This window comes from Marinobacter mobilis, assembly GCF_900106945.1.
Classification (GTDB): Bacteria; Pseudomonadota; Gammaproteobacteria; order Pseudomonadales; family Oleiphilaceae; genus Marinobacter; species Marinobacter mobilis.
In genome coordinates this window covers 38,348-54,878 of sequence record NZ_FNNE01000011.1, presented here as the reverse complement: position 1 = coordinate 54,878, position 16,531 = coordinate 38,348, and the positions used below count along the sequence as shown (strand labels likewise).

At 60.4% G+C, this 16,531-nt stretch carries 18 protein-coding genes; 8 read left to right on the top strand and 10 right to left on the bottom strand.

Features of this window, described 5'->3' with window-relative positions:
- Window positions 1-80: 80 nt before the first annotated feature.
- Entirely contained in the window at window positions 81-1,184 is a 1,104-nt protein-coding gene (locus tag BLV11_RS16195) for an AI-2E family transporter (protein WP_091816765.1), read from the bottom strand.
- Window positions 1,185-1,331: 147 nt separating this feature from the next.
- Here BLV11_RS16195 and BLV11_RS16190 point away from each other — a divergent pair, with 147 nt between their 5' ends.
- From BLV11_RS16190 to BLV11_RS16170, 4 genes are all read left to right on the top strand, one after another.
- Window positions 1,332-1,676 (top strand): hypothetical protein, encoded by a 345-nt coding sequence (locus tag BLV11_RS16190; RefSeq protein WP_091816761.1) that lies wholly within the window; start codon window positions 1,332-1,334, stop codon window positions 1,674-1,676.
- An 88-nt stretch (window positions 1,677-1,764) separates the two neighbouring features.
- Window positions 1,765-2,013, top strand: a complete 249-nt coding sequence (locus BLV11_RS16185; RefSeq protein WP_091816758.1) for a hypothetical protein — start codon at window positions 1,765-1,767, stop codon at window positions 2,011-2,013.
- Between the two features lie 126 nt (window positions 2,014-2,139).
- Window positions 2,140-3,051, top strand: coding sequence for a haloalkane dehalogenase (locus BLV11_RS16180; RefSeq protein ID WP_091816755.1), 912 nt, complete (start codon window positions 2,140-2,142; stop codon window positions 3,049-3,051).
- A gap of 391 nt (window positions 3,052-3,442) precedes the next feature.
- Window positions 3,443-4,960, top strand: a complete 1,518-nt coding sequence (locus BLV11_RS16170) for a DEAD/DEAH box helicase (protein WP_091816749.1) — start codon at window positions 3,443-3,445, stop codon at window positions 4,958-4,960.
- Here the strand turns inward: BLV11_RS16170 and BLV11_RS16165 are convergent.
- Genes BLV11_RS16165 through BLV11_RS16150 form a run of 4 tightly spaced genes read right to left on the bottom strand, consistent with a single transcriptional unit; the run spans window position 4,939 to window position 7,903 of the window.
- Entirely contained in the window at window positions 4,939-5,454 is a 516-nt protein-coding gene (locus tag BLV11_RS16165) for a dihydrofolate reductase (RefSeq protein WP_091816746.1), read from the bottom strand. The two genes, BLV11_RS16170 and BLV11_RS16165, sit on opposite strands and share 22 nt — an antisense overlap.
- A gap of 13 nt (window positions 5,455-5,467) precedes the next feature.
- Entirely contained in the window at window positions 5,468-6,307 is an 840-nt protein-coding gene (locus BLV11_RS16160) for a thymidylate synthase (protein ID WP_091816743.1), read from the bottom strand.
- Entirely contained in the window at window positions 6,304-7,092 is a 789-nt protein-coding gene (lgt, locus tag BLV11_RS16155; protein WP_091816740.1) for a prolipoprotein diacylglyceryl transferase, read from the bottom strand. Before lgt ends, BLV11_RS16160 begins: the two co-directional genes overlap by 4 nt.
- Window positions 7,093-7,108: 16 nt before the next feature.
- Complete coding sequence (locus tag BLV11_RS16150) at window positions 7,109-7,903, bottom strand: sulfite exporter TauE/SafE family protein (RefSeq protein WP_091816737.1); 795 nt, start codon at window positions 7,901-7,903, stop codon at window positions 7,109-7,111.
- A 113-nt stretch (window positions 7,904-8,016) separates the two neighbouring features.
- On the opposite strand from BLV11_RS16150, the gene BLV11_RS16145 reads away from it, so the two are divergent.
- The 4 genes from BLV11_RS16145 (at window position 8,017) to dxs (ending at window position 12,046) form a co-directional block, all read left to right on the top strand.
- Window positions 8,017-8,796 (top strand): NRDE family protein, encoded by a 780-nt coding sequence (locus BLV11_RS16145; RefSeq protein ID WP_091816733.1) that lies wholly within the window; start codon window positions 8,017-8,019, stop codon window positions 8,794-8,796.
- Between the two features lie 38 nt (window positions 8,797-8,834).
- Window positions 8,835-9,089 (top strand): exodeoxyribonuclease VII small subunit, encoded by a 255-nt coding sequence (locus tag BLV11_RS16140; RefSeq protein WP_091816730.1) that lies wholly within the window; start codon window positions 8,835-8,837, stop codon window positions 9,087-9,089.
- Window positions 9,089-9,988, top strand: a complete 900-nt coding sequence (ispA, locus tag BLV11_RS16135; protein ID WP_091816727.1) for a (2E,6E)-farnesyl diphosphate synthase — start codon at window positions 9,089-9,091, stop codon at window positions 9,986-9,988. Before BLV11_RS16140 ends, ispA begins: the two co-directional genes overlap by 1 nt.
- A gap of 120 nt (window positions 9,989-10,108) precedes the next feature.
- Complete coding sequence (gene dxs / locus BLV11_RS16130) at window positions 10,109-12,046, top strand: 1-deoxy-D-xylulose-5-phosphate synthase (RefSeq protein ID WP_091816724.1); 1,938 nt, start codon at window positions 10,109-10,111, stop codon at window positions 12,044-12,046.
- A 24-nt stretch (window positions 12,047-12,070) separates the two neighbouring features.
- Here dxs and ribA read toward each other — a convergent pair whose 3' ends face one another.
- The 5 genes from ribA to argJ form a co-directional block, all read right to left on the bottom strand.
- Window positions 12,071-12,682: a GTP cyclohydrolase II gene (ribA, locus tag BLV11_RS16125; protein WP_091816721.1), complete on the bottom strand. Its 612-nt coding sequence runs from the start codon at window positions 12,680-12,682 to the stop codon at window positions 12,071-12,073.
- Between the two features lie 109 nt (window positions 12,683-12,791).
- Entirely contained in the window at window positions 12,792-13,802 is a 1,011-nt protein-coding gene (gene moaA / locus BLV11_RS16120) for a GTP 3',8-cyclase MoaA (RefSeq protein ID WP_091816718.1), read from the bottom strand.
- A gap of 13 nt (window positions 13,803-13,815) precedes the next feature.
- Entirely contained in the window at window positions 13,816-14,334 is a 519-nt protein-coding gene (gene moaC, locus BLV11_RS16115) for a cyclic pyranopterin monophosphate synthase MoaC (protein ID WP_091816715.1), read from the bottom strand.
- 25 nt (window positions 14,335-14,359) lie between these two features.
- Window positions 14,360-15,298 carry a Nudix family hydrolase gene (locus BLV11_RS16110; RefSeq protein ID WP_091816712.1) on the bottom strand — a complete coding sequence of 313 codons (939 nt, stop codon included), beginning with the start codon at window positions 15,296-15,298 and terminating at the stop codon, window positions 14,360-14,362.
- Window positions 15,299-15,301: 3 nt separating this feature from the next.
- On the bottom strand, window positions 15,302-16,519 hold the full coding sequence (argJ, locus tag BLV11_RS16105) for a bifunctional glutamate N-acetyltransferase/amino-acid acetyltransferase ArgJ (protein ID WP_091816708.1): 1,218 nt from the start codon (window positions 16,517-16,519) through the stop codon (window positions 15,302-15,304).
- Between the last annotated feature and the right edge of the window lie 12 nt (window positions 16,520-16,531).

The window sequence follows — 16,531 nt, the reverse complement described above, 5'->3', positions numbered from 1 at the left end:
AGGCGCCTGGCTTTCTCATCTCAAGCCGGCAATAGTGCAACGCTGAGCCAGCCCCCCCCAAGACGTAATCCCCCCAGCGCTTAATCCGGCACCCGGTCGTCAGCCTCTTCACGTGCCTCCTGAGTCAGAGCCAGATCTGAGTCATGCTCACTGAACTCGCGGATAAAGATACCCCAGAAGGCCATGAACAGCGCCGCCACAAGCGGCCCCATGACAAAGCCGTTAATCCCAAACATGACGATGCCGCCCAGCGTGGACAGCAACACCATGTAGTCAGGCAGCTTGGTATCCCGGCCGACAAAGATCGGCCGCAGAAGGTTATCCGCCAGCCCGATCACGATGACCCCAAACGCGGTCAGCACGGCGGCGGCAACCATGTCACCAATGGCAGCGAGGTAAATCGCCACCGGCACCCAGACAATAGCCGCCCCGACCGCAGGCAGCAGGGAGACAACGGCCATCACCACCCCCCATAGCAGCGCGCCCTTGATACCCAGCACCCAGAAGATCAGCCCACCCAGGGCGCCCTGAATAATGGCAATCAGCAGGTTACCTTTCACCGTAGCCCGGGTAACCTCCGCAAACTTCGCAAACAGCAGACGCTCACGCTCATCCCCCAGGGGCAGCGCCTTGATCAGCAGTTCAACCAGGCGAGAGCCGTCCCTGAGCAGGAAGAAGGCGAGATAGACCATTAACGCCAGGCTCAGGAAAAACTGGAACGTGTTCTGACCGACGCCCAGCGCCTGTTTTGCAAGAAACTGGCTGCCCCCCACGACCGCATTGACCGCCCGCTCCCTCAGCCCGGAAAAATCGATGTCAAACTGCGACAGCAGCGACTGGATCGCGGGAAACGACTGATTGATTTTGTCGAGATACTCACCCGGCTGGAGTTCACCGCTCTGGATCTGCTGATAGAGCGAAACCCCTTCGGCCACCAGGGACGACACCAGCACAATAACCGGAATCACCACAATCACCATGCACAAGGTCAGGGTCATCAACGCCACCGTGTTGGGCCGATCCCCCACCTTGCCCCGCATCCACTGCTGAACCGGGTGAAAAATCAGGGCAATGGCCACCGCCCAGAAAATAGGCCCGGTAAATGGCTTCATCAAAAACACAAAGGCCAGTGATACCAGCACCAGCATGGCGAGAAACGTTCGCCGCTCCAGCTTTTCGTACATTCCGTGCACATCCTTCTCAATCGACGTTTCATGGGGGAAGAGCCGGACTCCGGCCCGGCTCCTAGCCTACCATGGCCCCATGGCAACGGAAGCGTTGTTGAGGGTATAGTGGTGGGTTATTGAGCAACCTCAGAACAGGTCAGGGGTTTGGATACCACAGACTTTACCATCGAGACCGCGCTGGAAGCGGCTATTTCGCTAACGCAGGTGCTGGCGGCGCGACGCCATCGACGCAAGGTCATGGGCCAGGACGTCCTGGTTCCGGGCCAGCTGGGCGAGGCCCTTCACCTGCCGCGCATCATCCGGCGCCTGCAAAGCAAGCAGATTCGCCAACGGGATCTCGGGCTGGAAGACTTCCAGAGCCTGTGGCCGACCCTGTCCGCCAGCACTCGCGACAAGGTACGCCAGAACCTGGGCTGGTACGACCCCAGCAAACTCGACTGGGACGACAAACGATCCAATCGCCGTCCACTGCCTGGCGCCGAAGACTGATCCAGAGTCCCGTCCCTACCAGAAGCCAGGCTGACTACGAATTGTCACATTACCCCCGTACATTGATACATTGCGAGGAGGAAATATCATGACCATACACGAACACTATGAAGCCACGCTGGCCCCCGGCAGTGCGGTACCAACCCTGCTATGCGGGCACTGTCAGTCCACTTTGTCACGAGCCAGAATGTTCGCCAACGACGGCGACAACCGATTTGATATCGCTTGCCAGATTGTGGCGCTGTGCCCAGCCGATGACTGTGGCGCCCTGAATTGCTGCGATGCGGCCATGGCAAAGCTGGACAATCCGCAAAGTGCGATGCAAATCGCGTCCTGAAGCAAACACCCTACGCACTGTTACGCAAACCAAACACTACTGGACGCCATCTGATTTATCCTGAGTACTTTACGACCACTCCTATTTTCATGGTCGCGCTACCACTCAGTCAGGACAGTCGATGGCATGCGAATTCTGAGAACCGACGAGGCCCGTTTTATCGGCCTCCCGGACTACCCTTTCACTCCCAACTATCTGGATGTCGAACCGGACCTGCGAATGCACTACGTCGAGCAGGGTCCCAAAGAGGCAGCCCCGGTAGTCATGCTGCACGGCGAGCCATCCTGGTCGTATCTGTACCGTCACATGATCCCCCTGGTCGCCAATGCCGGTCACCGGGTACTGGCGCCGGATCTGATCGGATTCGGAAAATCCGACAAACCGGCAGAGATGAACGCATACAGCTACGAAAGCCACATGCGCTGGCTGACCTCCTGGCTGGAAGCACTTGAGCTCACCAACATTACCCTCGTGTGCCAGAACTGGGGTTCCTTGCTGGGCCTGCGCCTGGTGGCGGAGCACCCAGACAAATTTGACCGGATCATCGTCGGCAACGGCACCCTGCCCACCGGAGAGACCCGGGTCCCGGCCGCTTTCAGTCTGTGGAAAACCTTTGCTACCTACAGCCCCTGGTTTCCGGTGAGCCGCATCGTGCAGCTGGGTACGGCCCGCGCACTCAGCACAGGGGAACTGGCTGCCTATGAGGCCCCATTCCCCACCAGCGATCACAAAGCCGGCGCACGGGCCTTCCCGAAGCTGGTGCCAAAATCGCCCCACGACCCGGTCAGCGAGGCCAACAGGATCGCCTGGCAGGCGCTGGAGAAGTGGCGCAAACCGTTTATCACCTGTTTCAGCAGTGGCGACCCGATTACCCGTGGCGGTGACCGTCATATGCAAAGACGCATTCCCGGTGCGCATGGGCAGCCCCACATCACACTCCGTGGTGGCCATTTCCTGCAGGAAGATTCCCCAACCGCGTTTGCCCGCATCATCACGGATGCCTGCAAAGCGGAGTTGAACCCGGCATCCGCCGCCTAGCCAAACACCGTCACGGTCTGACAACTGAGCGCCTTGCCATTGAGAACTACTTCGACCTCAATATGTGCAGGCCCCCCGGCATCACAGGGCCAACAAAGGAAACCTGCAGCAGCCGACAGCCCACGGAAGGTCGCACGCCTCCCCCAACTGCCTGGAAACGTGAGAGTATTATCGGCCGTGGCCGCAATCAGCGGCACAAACGCCATAAAAAATCCCGGGGACAAAAACCCCCAGCCAACCCGAACCTGGCCCTCGCCATAAGACTGGCCCGGCATCTACCTATGCCCGCGCGGCCGTTTTACGTATTAAAGCGTCGTTAAAGCGGCTATAATGTCGCCAGCTTGCATCATCCATTGATGCCTTACCTACCTTCCGAATCCCGAGTATTTCGATGTCAACACAATCTTTTGCCGAGCTCGGCCTTGATGCGTCCGTTTTGGAGGCCGTCACTGCCATTGGCTATGAAACCCCTTCTCCAATCCAGGCCCAGGCCATCCCCGTACTGTTAAAAGGCGAAAACCTGCTGGGTATCGCCCAAACCGGTACCGGTAAGACCGCTGCCTTTGCCCTGCCGCTGCTGAGCCGCATCGATGCGACGTCTAACGCGCCGCAAATCCTTGTTCTGACACCGACCCGGGAATTGGCCATTCAGGTTGCGGAGGCATTCAACAGCTACGCCAGCCATTTCCGCAACTTCCATGTTCTGCCCATCTACGGCGGCCAGGACTTCTATCCGCAGCTCAAGGCCCTGAAACGCGGCGCCCAGGTCATCGTTGGCACCCCCGGACGGACACTTGACCATTTGCGTCGTGGCACCCTGAAACTGGATGCCCTGTCGTCGCTTGTTCTCGACGAAGCCGACGAAATGCTGCGCATGGGCTTTATCGACGACGTCGAAGCCATCCTCGCTGCAACGCCGGACGACTGCCAGCGCGCGCTGTTCTCGGCGACCATGCCAGGCCAGATTCGTAAGGTGGCCCAGACTTACCTGAGCAATGCCCAGGAAGTGAAGATTGAAAGCCAGACCCGGACCGTGGATCGCATTTCCCAGTTCATGCTGCCGGTCTACGCCGAGCGCAAGCTGGATGCCCTGACCCGCATCCTTGAGGTGGAGCCCTTCGACGCCGCCATCATCTTCGTTCGAACCAAGGCCGAGACTGCTCTGCTGGCCGATAAGCTCGCCGCTCGCGGCCATGCTGTTGCCCCGCTGAATGGCGATCTTAACCAGCGCCAGCGCGAACAGACCGTGGAAGACCTCAAACGCGGCAAGAAAGACATTGTGATCGCAACCGACGTTGCCGCCCGAGGCCTCGACGTACCGCGGATCACCCACGTCATCAACTATGACGTCCCCTACGACAGCGAAGCCTACATCCACCGGGTTGGTCGTACCGGTCGTGCCGGTCGTACCGGCAAGGCCATCCTGCTGGTGACCCCTCGCGAGCGCAGCTGGCTGCGGACGCTGGAGCGCGCCACCAACTCACCGATGGAAGCCTACGAGCTGCCGTCTCCGGCGGATCTGCAGAAGCTGCGGGAACAGCAGTTTGAAACCCAGCTGCTGGCGTTTGTGGACGATCCCAAGCTGGCCAAAGCCATGGCCCTGCTGGATGAGATTGCCGAGCGCAATGACATGGATATCGCCATGATCGCAGGCGCTCTGGCCTGTGGTATGGAAGCCGCCCAACCTGGCGCTCTGCCGCTGGAGCAGCCAGCAGCGCTGCCGATTCCCAGCGCGGCGCCGAAACAGCGTGAACGTCGGGGCGGACGCCCGGGTGAACATCGCCGGGGCCCGAAGCCTGGTGGCTTCAAGAACAAATCCGGCTATCGCAAAGATGGTAAGAGCCGCCCGCCCCGTCCTGGTGGCAACAAGGGCAAGCCGGCAGCGCGTCAGCCTGACCGCAACCGCTGATAGACGACAAAACTGTAGTCGTATGGATTGTTATCGGACGCGGAGAAATCCTCCCGTCCGATTTCTTCCCACTCATCCCAGTTTATTTCCGGGAAGCAGGCATCTCCTGCCACTTCCGCATGAACCTGGGTGATGTACATCCGGTCGACCAGCGGCAACGCCTCGGCATAAATCTGACTGCCACCGATCACCATCACTTCCTCGATACCATCCAGCTCAGCCTGAGCCTCTGCCTGCACCAGCGCGGCGTCCAGCGAGCCCGCAGCCCGCGTTCCCGGCACTGCCTGCCAGCCTTCATTGCGTGAAATCACCACATTGAGGCGCCCCGGCAGAGGTCGGCCAATGGAATCCCAGGTCTTGCGACCCATAATGATCGGCTTGCCCATGGTTACCTGCTTGAAATAACGCAGGTCCTCCGGCAAATACCACGGCAACGCATTGTTGCGGCCAATGACCCGGTTACGGGCCATGGCGACGATCAGGGCTTTTCTCATAACGCTCTCCGGATCAGATGGCGATGGGCGCGCGAATCAGCGGCCAGGGCTCGTAACCCTCGAATTCAAAATCTTCCAACTCATAGTCAAAGATACTGCCCGGCCGACGACGAATGACCAGTTTCGGCAGTGCCCTTGGCTCACGCCGGAGCTGCTCAAACACAATCTCGTCGGTCAGGTGATTCTGATACAAATGACAGTCACCAAAGGTATGCACAAATTCTCCGACCTCCAGATCACACTGCTGGGCAATCATGTGGGTCAGCAGGCTGTACGAGGCAATATTGAACGGCACGCCGAGAAACAGGTCCGCACTGCGCTGGTAAAGCTGACAGGACAGGCGGCCATCCGCGACGTAGAACTGGAACAGGCAGTGGCAGGGAGCGAGTGCCATTCTCCCCTGCTCCACATTCGCCTGAGGACCAATGGACTCATCCGGCAGTTCCGCAGGGTTCCAGGCCGATACGATCAGGCGACGGGAATTAGGCTTGCTGCGAATCTGCTCAATCAGCTCGCTGATCTGGTCAACAACGGTGCCATCAGGGCACTGCCAGCTGCGCCACTGCTTGCCATAGATCGGCCCCAGCTCGCCATTGTCCAGAGCCCATTCGTTCCAGATCGACACCTTCCGCTCTTTCAGCCAGTTATTGTCCGTGGACCCCTTGAGGAACCACAACAGCTCGTAAATGATGCTGCGCAGGTGAATCTTCTTTGTCGTCACCAACGGAAAGCCCTCAGCCAGATCGAACCGGATCTGGCGACCAAATACCGAGCGGGTACCAACCCCGGTGCGGTCCCCGCGATCGCTTCCGTGATCAACAACGTCCTTCATCAGGTCGAGATAGGCCTTCATTTCGCATCTCTCCGGTAAGCAAACAGTACCAGCGCGAGGCCGGCAATGATCATTGGCAAGGACAGCAGCTGCCCCATGGTGACCCAGTCAAATGCAATGTAGCCCAGCTGGGTATCCGGCTGACGCACAAACTCCACCAGGAAACGGAAGGATCCATACAGCGTCAGGAACAGTCCGGATACCGCCATTCGCGGGCGCGGCCTGGCGGAAAACCACCACAACACCACAAACAGCACGACCCCCTCGAGAGCAAACTGATACAACTGGGATGGGTGACGGGCCAACTGGTCAGGCGCATGGGGAAAGACCATGCCCCAGGGCACATCCGTGGTACGCCCCCACAGCTCGCCGTTTATAAAGTTACCAATGCGGCCCGCACCCAGCCCAACCGGCACCAGCGGCGCAATAAAGTCGGCAAGCTGAAAGAAGGTTCGCCCGATCTTGCGACCGTACCACCACATGGCCGTCATCACCCCCAACAGTCCGCCGTGGAAAGACATCCCGCCTTCCCAGACCCGGAATAGCCAGAGTGGATCCTGCAGAAACTGGTCGAAGTTATAGAACAGCACATAGCCGAAACGACCACCAAAGATCACCCCCAGGGCAATGTAGAACAGCAGGTCACCCATCTGCTCCTCAGTAATCGGCGACCAGGGCTTGCGAGCGCGGATACGGCCAAGCCACCAACCCACCACAAAACCGACCAGGTAGGTCAGTCCGTACCAGTGAATCTTCAGCGGTCCCAGCTGGATGGCGACCGGGTCAAACTGGGGATGACGAAGCATCGAAAACCTCTTTGGTTCAGAACAGGAAGCGAATACCGATAATGATCAGCATGAGCGCAAATATCCGTTTCAGCAGAGCCGCATCCAGGCGGTGCGCCAGATTAGCGCCGAAACGGGCAAACAGGACACTGGTCAGCACAATGCCCACCAGCGCGGGCAAATAGATATAACCCAGACTCATCTCCGGCAGCTGGGCGTTCTGCCAACCGGTCAACACATTGGTGGAAGCGCCGGCAATGGCAATCGGCAAACCACAGGCCGCGGAGGTCCCCACCGCCTGCTGCATGCGGACATTACACCAGCTCAGGAACGGTACCGTCAGTGTGCCTCCGCCGATACCGAAGATGGCGGAAGCCCAGCCAATGCCCGCCCCCGCGCCAACCAGCCCGCCGGTACCCGGGACATCCCGCTCAGGCTTGGGGTCGACGCCGAGCAGCATTTTCAACGCAACCAGAATAACAAACACGCCGATGATCAACTCCAGCGCCCGACCGCTCAGCAAAGAGGCCGTCCAGGCCCCCACCATGGCGCCAACAACAATACCTGCCGTCATTGGCCGAAACACATCCCAGCGCACACCGCCTTTGGCGTGATGGGACCGCACTGAACTGATGGACGTGAACACGATGGTTGCCAGAGACGTACCCACGGCCAGATGGACAGCCACCCCGGGGTCAACGCCCTGCAGCCCGAAACTGAAGATCAGTACCGGCACGATCACCAGACCGCCGCCAATACCGAACAGCCCCGCCAGGGTTCCGGCAAAAGCGCCCAATACCAGATAGATTACAAACAGAGTCACCAGCGTCATTCGACTTCACATCCTGCCAACGTCGGGAAGGCTGGTATGATACACAAGCAAGGCCGTGATTATCATCTCTGGCCTCATTACCAATCTCTTCGCAGCCCCAAGGATTTGCCCAGATGTGCCTGATTGTCTTTTCGCTTGGCCAGCACCCGGACTTCCCCTTGGTGGTCGCCGCCAACCGCGATGAATTCCACCAGCGGCCAACCGCCGCCATGCACTGGTGGCCAGAAGACAATGTTCTTGCCGGGCAGGATTTGCAATCCCGGGGCACCTGGCTCGCGGTTTCCCGTGACGGGGCAGTGGCGGCCGTGACCAATGTCCGGGAAGGCACGCCGGAATCCGGACAGCGCTCCCGGGGCGAACTGCCATTGCGGGCATTGGTTACCGGGCACCACTCGATGCACCATGCACTGGCCAATGAGCCCGGCGCCTACTCCGGTTTCAATCTGATTCATCTTGCCCCTGGCTCAGGCTGGTACTACAGCAACCGCGACGCCCACCCCGGCCGCCACATTCATCGCGGTATCTTTGGCCTCAGCAACCACCTGCTGCAAAGTCCCTGGCCCAAGCTGCTGCGATTGCGCAATTCCGTGGCAACCCGACTGTCGCGGGAGCGCAATCACGATACCCGGGCCCTGCACGAGGACCTGATCACGCTCCTGCAGGACACCACACCCGCGCCAGACTCAGCGCTGCCCGACACAGGGGTCGGCGTAGCCACGGAGCGCTTCCTGTCACCAGCTTTTATCTGTGCACCGACCTACGGCACACGCGCCAGCACCATTGTTACCCTGCGCCGTGACGGCGAGATGACCGTCACTGAGCAGTCGTGGACACCGGAAGGGACCAGTGACGGCCAACGAGTGTTCTGCTGGCAGCGGGAACCTCTGATATAATCCGCGCAATTCCGTCGATCAACCGGAGAACCGGCATTATGGCTGACCAGCCAAGCACAACATCCATCGCCGACTTTGAAAAATCCCTCAACGATCTCGAGCAATTGGTAAGGGATCTGGAACAGGGCGAGCTGTCCCTCGAGCAGTCCCTGAGCGCTTTTGAACGTGGCGTCAAGCTGACCCGAACCTGTCAGCAGGCACTGAAATCCGCCGAGCAGCGGATTGAACAACTGGTACAGCTGGAAGATGGCGGCCTGCAAACCAAACCTTTTACTCCGGACGACACGCTCTGATGCAGGACACGCCCACCCTTGCCCTGACCTTTCTTGAAGGCTGCCAGGCTCAGGTCGACACTGAACTGGAACGACTGCTGAGTGACAGCCCGGCGCCTTCCCTGCGTCTGCAGGAAGCGATGTCCTATAGCCTTCTAGGCGGCGGCAAGCGCATCCGTCCCGCGCTCTGCCTGGCAGCCGCCCAGGCCATGGGCCAGGATGCCGGCAAGGCCCTGGTTCCGGCCTGCGCAGTGGAGGCCATCCACGCCTATTCCCTGGTCCACGACGACCTCCCAGCGATGGATGATGATGACCTTCGGCGTGGACGCGCCACGGTCCATATCGCCTTTGATGAGGCGACGGCCATCCTGGCCGGCGATGCCCTGCAAACCTGCGCGTTTGGCTGGCTGGCCGAGGCACCGGGACTGAGTGACGCTACCCGCCTCCGCATGGTCTCGGAGCTTGCCCGCGCCAGTGGCCAGGCCGGTATGGTTGGCGGTCAGGCCATTGACCTGGCTTCAGTCGGAAAATCCCTGACCATTGACGCCCTCGAAACCATGCACCGCCACAAGACCGGCGCACTGATCGAAGCCAGCGTTCGCCTGGGCGCAATGACCGCAGACCCGGCATCTGCTGACCAGTTGGAACGGCTGACCGACTATGCCCGGGCCCTTGGTCTGGCCTTCCAGGTTCAGGACGACCTGCTGGATATCGAAGGGGACACCGAGATTATCGGCAAACCACAGGGCTCAGACCTTGCCCGTGACAAGCCCACCTATCCGGCCCTGCTGGGCATTGACGGTGCCAGAGCACACCTGACCACCCTGCTGCACCGGGCACTGGAGCAGCTGGATGGCTTTGGTGCGGACGCCGACCCATTGCGGGCCATCGCCAACTACATCGTGGTACGTTCCCACTAAGCGCTTTACAGGCCCAGCACGTCGAACATGCAACATTCGGTATGAAAGTCCCACCCTTCATCCCGTATAATACGACGTTGGCATTGTGTAACAGCTGAACCACCGGAAAAGACCAAGCGAATGCAGGACACTTACACCTTCAAGGAAATCCCGCCCCAGCGCCCCAATACCCCGCTGCTGGACCGGATTGATACGCCCGACCAGCTTCGCCTGCTGTCCGCCGATCAGTTGCCTCAACTGGCCCGGGAACTCCGCTCCTTCCTGCTGTGGTCCGTTGGGCAGACCGGCGGCCACTTCGGAGCCGGGCTGGGGGTTCTCGAGCTGACCGTTGCCCTCCACTATGTGTTTAATACTCCGGAGGACCGGCTGGTCTGGGATGTTGGCCACCAGGCCTACCCCCACAAGATCCTGACCGGCCGTCGTGAGCGTATGGGCAGCATCCGTCAGAAGGGTGGCCTGGCAGGCTTTCCGAAACGGGGTGAGAGCGATTACGACACCTTCGGCGTCGGTCATTCCAGCACCTCCATCAGCGCCGTTCTGGGCATGGCCGTTGCTGCCAAAATGCAGCAGAGCCCCCGCAAGAGCATCGCGGTGATCGGTGACGGCGCGATGACCGCCGGCATGGCCTTTGAGGCCCTGAATCACGCGGGCCATCTGCGCGCCAACATGCTGGTGATCCTGAACGACAACGACATGTCGATTTCCCATAACGTGGGCGGCCTGTCGAACTACTTCGCCAAGCTGCTGGCCAGCCGCACTTACAACCAGATGCGAGATGGCAGCAAACGGGTACTCCAGGGCGCCCCCAACCTGATGGCGTTGGCCCGCAAGACCGAAGAACACGTCAAGGGCATGATTTCTCCTGGCACCCTGTTCGAGGAGCTGGGCTTTAACTATATCGGCCCGATCGACGGCCATGACCTGCCCTTGTTGGTGGAAACCCTGGAAAACATCTGCGAACTGGATGGCCCCCAGTTCCTTCACGTTGTGACTAAGAAAGGCAAGGGCTTCGCGCCGGCCGAGGCTGATCCGATCGGCTATCACGCCATCAACAAGATTGACCCGGCACCGGAAAAGAAGCCGACAGCGGTGGCCGCCAAGGCCCCAGCCAGCCCCAAGTACGCCAACATCTTCGGCCAGTGGCTGTGCGATGCCGCCGAGCAGGATCCACGGGTGGTCGGCATCACGCCGGCCATGTGTGAAGGCTCTGACCTGGTCGCCTTCTCCCGCCGTTTTCCTGAGCGTTACTATGACGTCGCCATCGCCGAACAACATGCCGTCACCCTGGCCGCCGGGATGGCCTGCGATGGCGCCAAGCCGGTAGTGGCCATCTATTCCACCTTCCTGCAGCGGGGCTATGACCAGCTGGTGCACGACGTTGCCATCCAGAACCTGGACGTACTCTTTGCGATCGACCGCGCCGGACTGGTCGGCGAAGACGGCCCTACCCACGCCGGCGCCTTCGACATCAGCTACCTGCGCTGCATTCCCAACATAGTGGTCATGACGCCCTCGGACGAGAACGAGACCCGCCAGCTACTGCACACCGGACTGCTCCACGCAGGCCCCGCCGCCGTCCGCTACCCGCGGGGAAGCGGCCCTGGCAGCGAGATCCAGGCGCAACTCCAGGCCTTGCCTCTTGGCAAGGGGCGCCGGGTACGTGAAGGCAAGCGCGTTGCCATTCTCAATTTCGGAACCCTGCTGTCAACTGCACTGACGGCCGCCGAAGCGCTTGATGCCACCGTAGCGGACATGCGTTTCGTCAAACCGCTGGATGAAGCCCTGACGCGGGAACTGGCCGATGAACACGACCTGCTGGTGACTCTGGAAGAAAACACCATCGCCGGCGGCGCAGGCAGCGCGGTAGCGGAATATCTGAACCAGCAAGGCATCGTCCAGCCCATCCTGCACCTGGGGCTGCCCGACCGCTTTATTGATCATGGAAAACACAGTGAGTTGCTGACCGAGTGCGGCCTGGACGCCGCTGGCGTGCTTGCAGCCATCGAGCGACGGCTGGAATTGATGTCCGCGGGTCAATCCCTGCAGGCTGTCCGATAAGCCTGCAGGCGCAGCCTGCTGAGATCAGGCCGGATCGTCGTCCTGATGGGTTTCGAGCCAATGCCCCAGCTTGCTCTGCTTGGTGTTGAGGTAGCCTTCATTGTGCGGATTTCGGCCAACGTGCAGGGGAACCCGCTCAACAATATCGATGCCGTAGGATTGCAGTGCGGCAACTTTACGAGGGTTGTTGGTCATCAGCTTCAGGCTGGAGATACCCAGGTGGGAAAGCATGTCGCGACACATGCTGTAGTCCCGCAGATCTGCCGCAAAGCCCAGCTTTTCATTGGCTTCCACGGTGTCAGCACCCTGATCCTGCAAGTGGTAGGCGCGAATCTTGTTCAGCAGACCAATACCGCGACCTTCCTGGCGCAGGTACAAAAGAATCCCCCGACCTTCCCGGGCAATGCTGCGAAGCGCCTCTTCAAGCTGATAACCACAGTCACACCGCATACTGTACAACGCGTCGCCAGTCAGGCATTCCGAATGGGTGCGCGCCAGCATCGGCTCATCACTGTCCAGCTCCCCCAGAGTCAGAGCAACATGCTCCTTCCCGGTGTCGGGTTCCTCGAAACCGTGCATATCGAAAACACCAAAGGGTGTCGGCAACCGGCAGGTCTGAACATAGCGAACAGCCACAGCGAATCCTCGTGGTCAATTTCAGTAGGTCGCGCATTTTAGCAGAAGGGCGGGAATTGGCGTAGTAGTACAATCCCTTCAGCAGGGAATGGCCCCAATCTACGTGACGTCAGCCACCCGTTGCGTTCATGAAACGAAGGATTTGTGGCTCATCCTTGAGATCGAAGTGGTGACGCTCCGGCTTGATCGCCATGGCATCATGGAGCAGTTGACGAACTCTGGCGTCCACCTCAGCCGCGGACGGGTCGCCCTCGCGAATGGCCGCCCGCAGGTCAACAGAATGCTCGTTACCGAGGCACAGCAGTAACCGCCCCTCGGTGGTTACCCGCACCCGGTTACAGTCTCCACAGAAGTTATGGCTATGGGGAGAAATAAAGCCAATGCGAACCTGCTCGCCGGGAATACGGTAATAGCGGGATGGTCCGCCGGTTTCATCGGCCACAGCTTCCAGCGAAAATTCCTGCCGGATCCGCGCCCTGACCTCGTCACTCGACATGTACGCTTCGGCACGGTCGTGATCCGATATCTGCCCCAACGGCATTTCCTCGATAAAGGTCAGGTCCAGCCCCCGCTTCAGAGCAAAACGGACCAGCGGCAATATCTCATCGTCGTTGCGCCCCTTGAGTATGACCGCATTCAGCTTGGTATGCTCAAAGCCCGCATCCCGGGCCGCCTGAATACCCGCCAGCACCCGACCTAGCCGGCCGGTGCGGGTGAGATCGTGAAAGCGGCCCTCGTCCAGGCTGTCGAGGCTGATATTGAGACGGTCAACTCCCGCCTCCCTGAGCGGGGCGGCCAGGTCCTGCAAACGACCGCCATTGGTGGTCATACACAGCTCATCCAGCCCGGGCAACGCCCTGATCTGGCGCGCCAGACCAACGATGCCGGGTCGCACCAGGGGCTCGCCACCGGTGAGGCGGATCTTGCGCACACCGCAGGCCACCAGGTTGCGCGCAACAATCAGCAACTCCTCAAGGGACAGCACCTGGGCCTTGGGCAGAAATGTCATCTCTTCCGCCATGCAGTAGACACACCGAAAATCACAGCGATCCGTTACCGACAGCCTGACATAGGTCACCTGGCGGCCAAAGTTATCGATAAGCGGTGCTGCAGTTGCCATGGTCAATGTCCTGTCAGGATTCCGCCTGCCAGTGGCCACTGCGGCCACCCTTCTTTTCAAGCAACCGGACCTGCTCTACCACCATCCCCCGGTCAACGGCCTTGCACATATCGTAGAGGGTCAGGGCCGCGACACTGGCGGCTGTGAGCGCTTCCATCTCCACACCGGTTGTCGCAGCCAGTTTGCAGGTGGCCTCAATATGCACCGCGGCGGGGTCAGACTGAGGCGTCAGCTCCACCTTGACCGACGTCAGGTTGAGCGCATGGCAGAGCGGGATGAGTTCATGGGTTTTCTTTGCCGCCATGATTCCGGCAATGCGGGCCACGGCCAGCACGTCGCCCTTCGGATGCGCGCCATCAATAATCATTGCCAGGGTTTCCGGGGCCATGCGGATCAACGCTTCCGCGGTTGCTTCCCGCTCGGTAACCGCCTTCGCGGTTACATCCACCATCCTGGCGGCACCCTTGTCATCGAGATGGGTCAGTTTGCTCACTCGTTCCTGCGCTCCTGAAAAATTAGCCTTGCTTGTCATTCTCCCAGCATACCAGATGCTGAACTCACCACCAGCTACTGATACCCGCACACCCCTGGCCACCGCACTGCTGGGCCACTGCGATATCGTCCGTGGCCATACCCCCAAGAGCATACAGCGGTATCGACGCTTGTGCTGCCAAGGCCTGAAAACGGGACCAGCCAATCGGATCAGCATCAGGATGGGAGCTGGTGGCCTGAACCGGCCCCAGGGTGGCATAGTCGGCCCCGAGGGCGACCGCATGGGCGAGCTCTTCCGCATTGTGGCAGGAAACACCCAGCCAGACGCCTTCCGGAACAGGCCTGCACGTCAGTTGGCTGGCCTCGGCCCAGGACAAATGAATCCCATCCGCCGCCACCGGCTCCAGACGCTGCACACCACCATGAAGGATCAGCGACACGCCCATTTCACGACAGAGATTACGAGCGCTCAGGGCCAGTTCGCGGTAATCGGAATCCCCCAGCCAGGGCGCCCTCAGAATAACCATTCCGGGACGCTGCTGCTCCAACTGGCCCTCAAGGTGACGAAGCCCGTCGACCAGATTGCCGAAAACACCGGAGATCGCCAGGTACGGCGGCAGCTTGAGAGCCCGGATAATGGGTCTGTTGGCCGCAGGAAAATCCTCATCCTGCAATGTGTCCACCGCCATCCAGTCAACGGGCTGCCCCTCCCGGCCGACCGGCTCGCCCTCAACCGCTGAGGTCCGCCACACGTCCAGCAACACCCGCTTGTCGCCATAGTCATGGCGAATCGCAATGACCGGGCTCAGTGACTCGGGGGGCACCCGCAGCCCCGTTTCCTCATCGATCTCCCGGACCAGCGCTGCCTGCACGGTTTCTCCGGGCTCGACCTTGCCACCGGGAAACTCCAGCAGCCCACCCTGGTGAACGTGATCCGGGCGCCGGGCAATCAATACCCGGCTACCACGGACGATGACAGCAACCGCAACATGCACTTCTTTCATGACTCAGGTCCGATACTCGGCATTGATGGTCACGTAATCGTGAGAGAAATCACAGGTCCATACCCGCTCGCGAACAGCCCCCCGCTTCAGGCTGATGCCAATGGTGATTTCTTCCCGATCCATCACGGCCTGGCCGCGCTCCTCACTGTAGTCATCCGCCCGCCCCCCATTGCGAACCAGGCAAACGTCACCAAGCCAGATTTCAATGGCGTTCAGATCCATGCCCTCAACGCCGGCCCGGCCAACCGCCGCAAGGATACGCCCCCAGTTAGGGTCCGAGGCGTAAAGCGCGGTCTTCACCAGGGGCGAATGGGCAACGGTGTAAGCCACCGCCAGCGCCTCGTCCTGGCTGGCGGCTTCGCTGACATCGAGGGTCACAAACTTGGTCGCCCCTTCACCGTCGCGAACAATCGCGTGGGCGAGTTCCATAAACACGTCCGCCAGTGCAGCCCTGAACGGCGGCAGACAGGGGCTGTCTGTGGTGATGAGCTCGCCTCCGTTCTGACCGGTGGCCACCAGCATGCAGGCATCGTTAGTCGAGGTGTCGCTATCGATGGTGATCCGGTTGAACGACTGGTCTCCCAGCTCAGCGACAAGCGTCTGCAGCAACCCCGGCTCGATATTGGCGTCCGTCGCCACGAAACCGAGCATGGTGGCCATGTTCGGACGGATCATCCCGGCACCTTTGCTGATTCCGGAAATAGCGATGACCTGATCGCCGACCTTCACCTGCCGCGAGGCTCCCTTGGGGCGGGTATCGGTGGTCATGATCCCGGCAGCCGCCTGCGCCCAGTTTCCTGCGGACAGATCCGCCAGAGCCGCTGGCATCGCCGCAACCAGCTTATCGACGGGCAGGCTTTCACCGATCACACCGGTGGAAAACGGCAAGACCTCAGCGGCGGCCACGCCAACCTCACCTGACAGCGCAGAACAGCAACGCAGAGCATCGTTCAGGCCCTGCTCGCCGGTACCGGCATTGGCGTTACCGGTATTGATCAGGAGGTAGCGCGGGGCAGCTTCCGCCAGATGCTGCCGCGCCACCGTGACCGGCGCTGCACAGAACTGGTTGGTGGTAAATATACCCGCCACACGGCTACCTTCCGCCAGCTCAAACACCACCAGATCCTTTCGCCCTGGCTTTTTGATGCCCGCACTGGCAATACCGAGACGAACCCCTGCCACGGGGAAAAACTCCGGTAACGTTCCTGGCCCTACCGCCATCTTGGTTCTCCT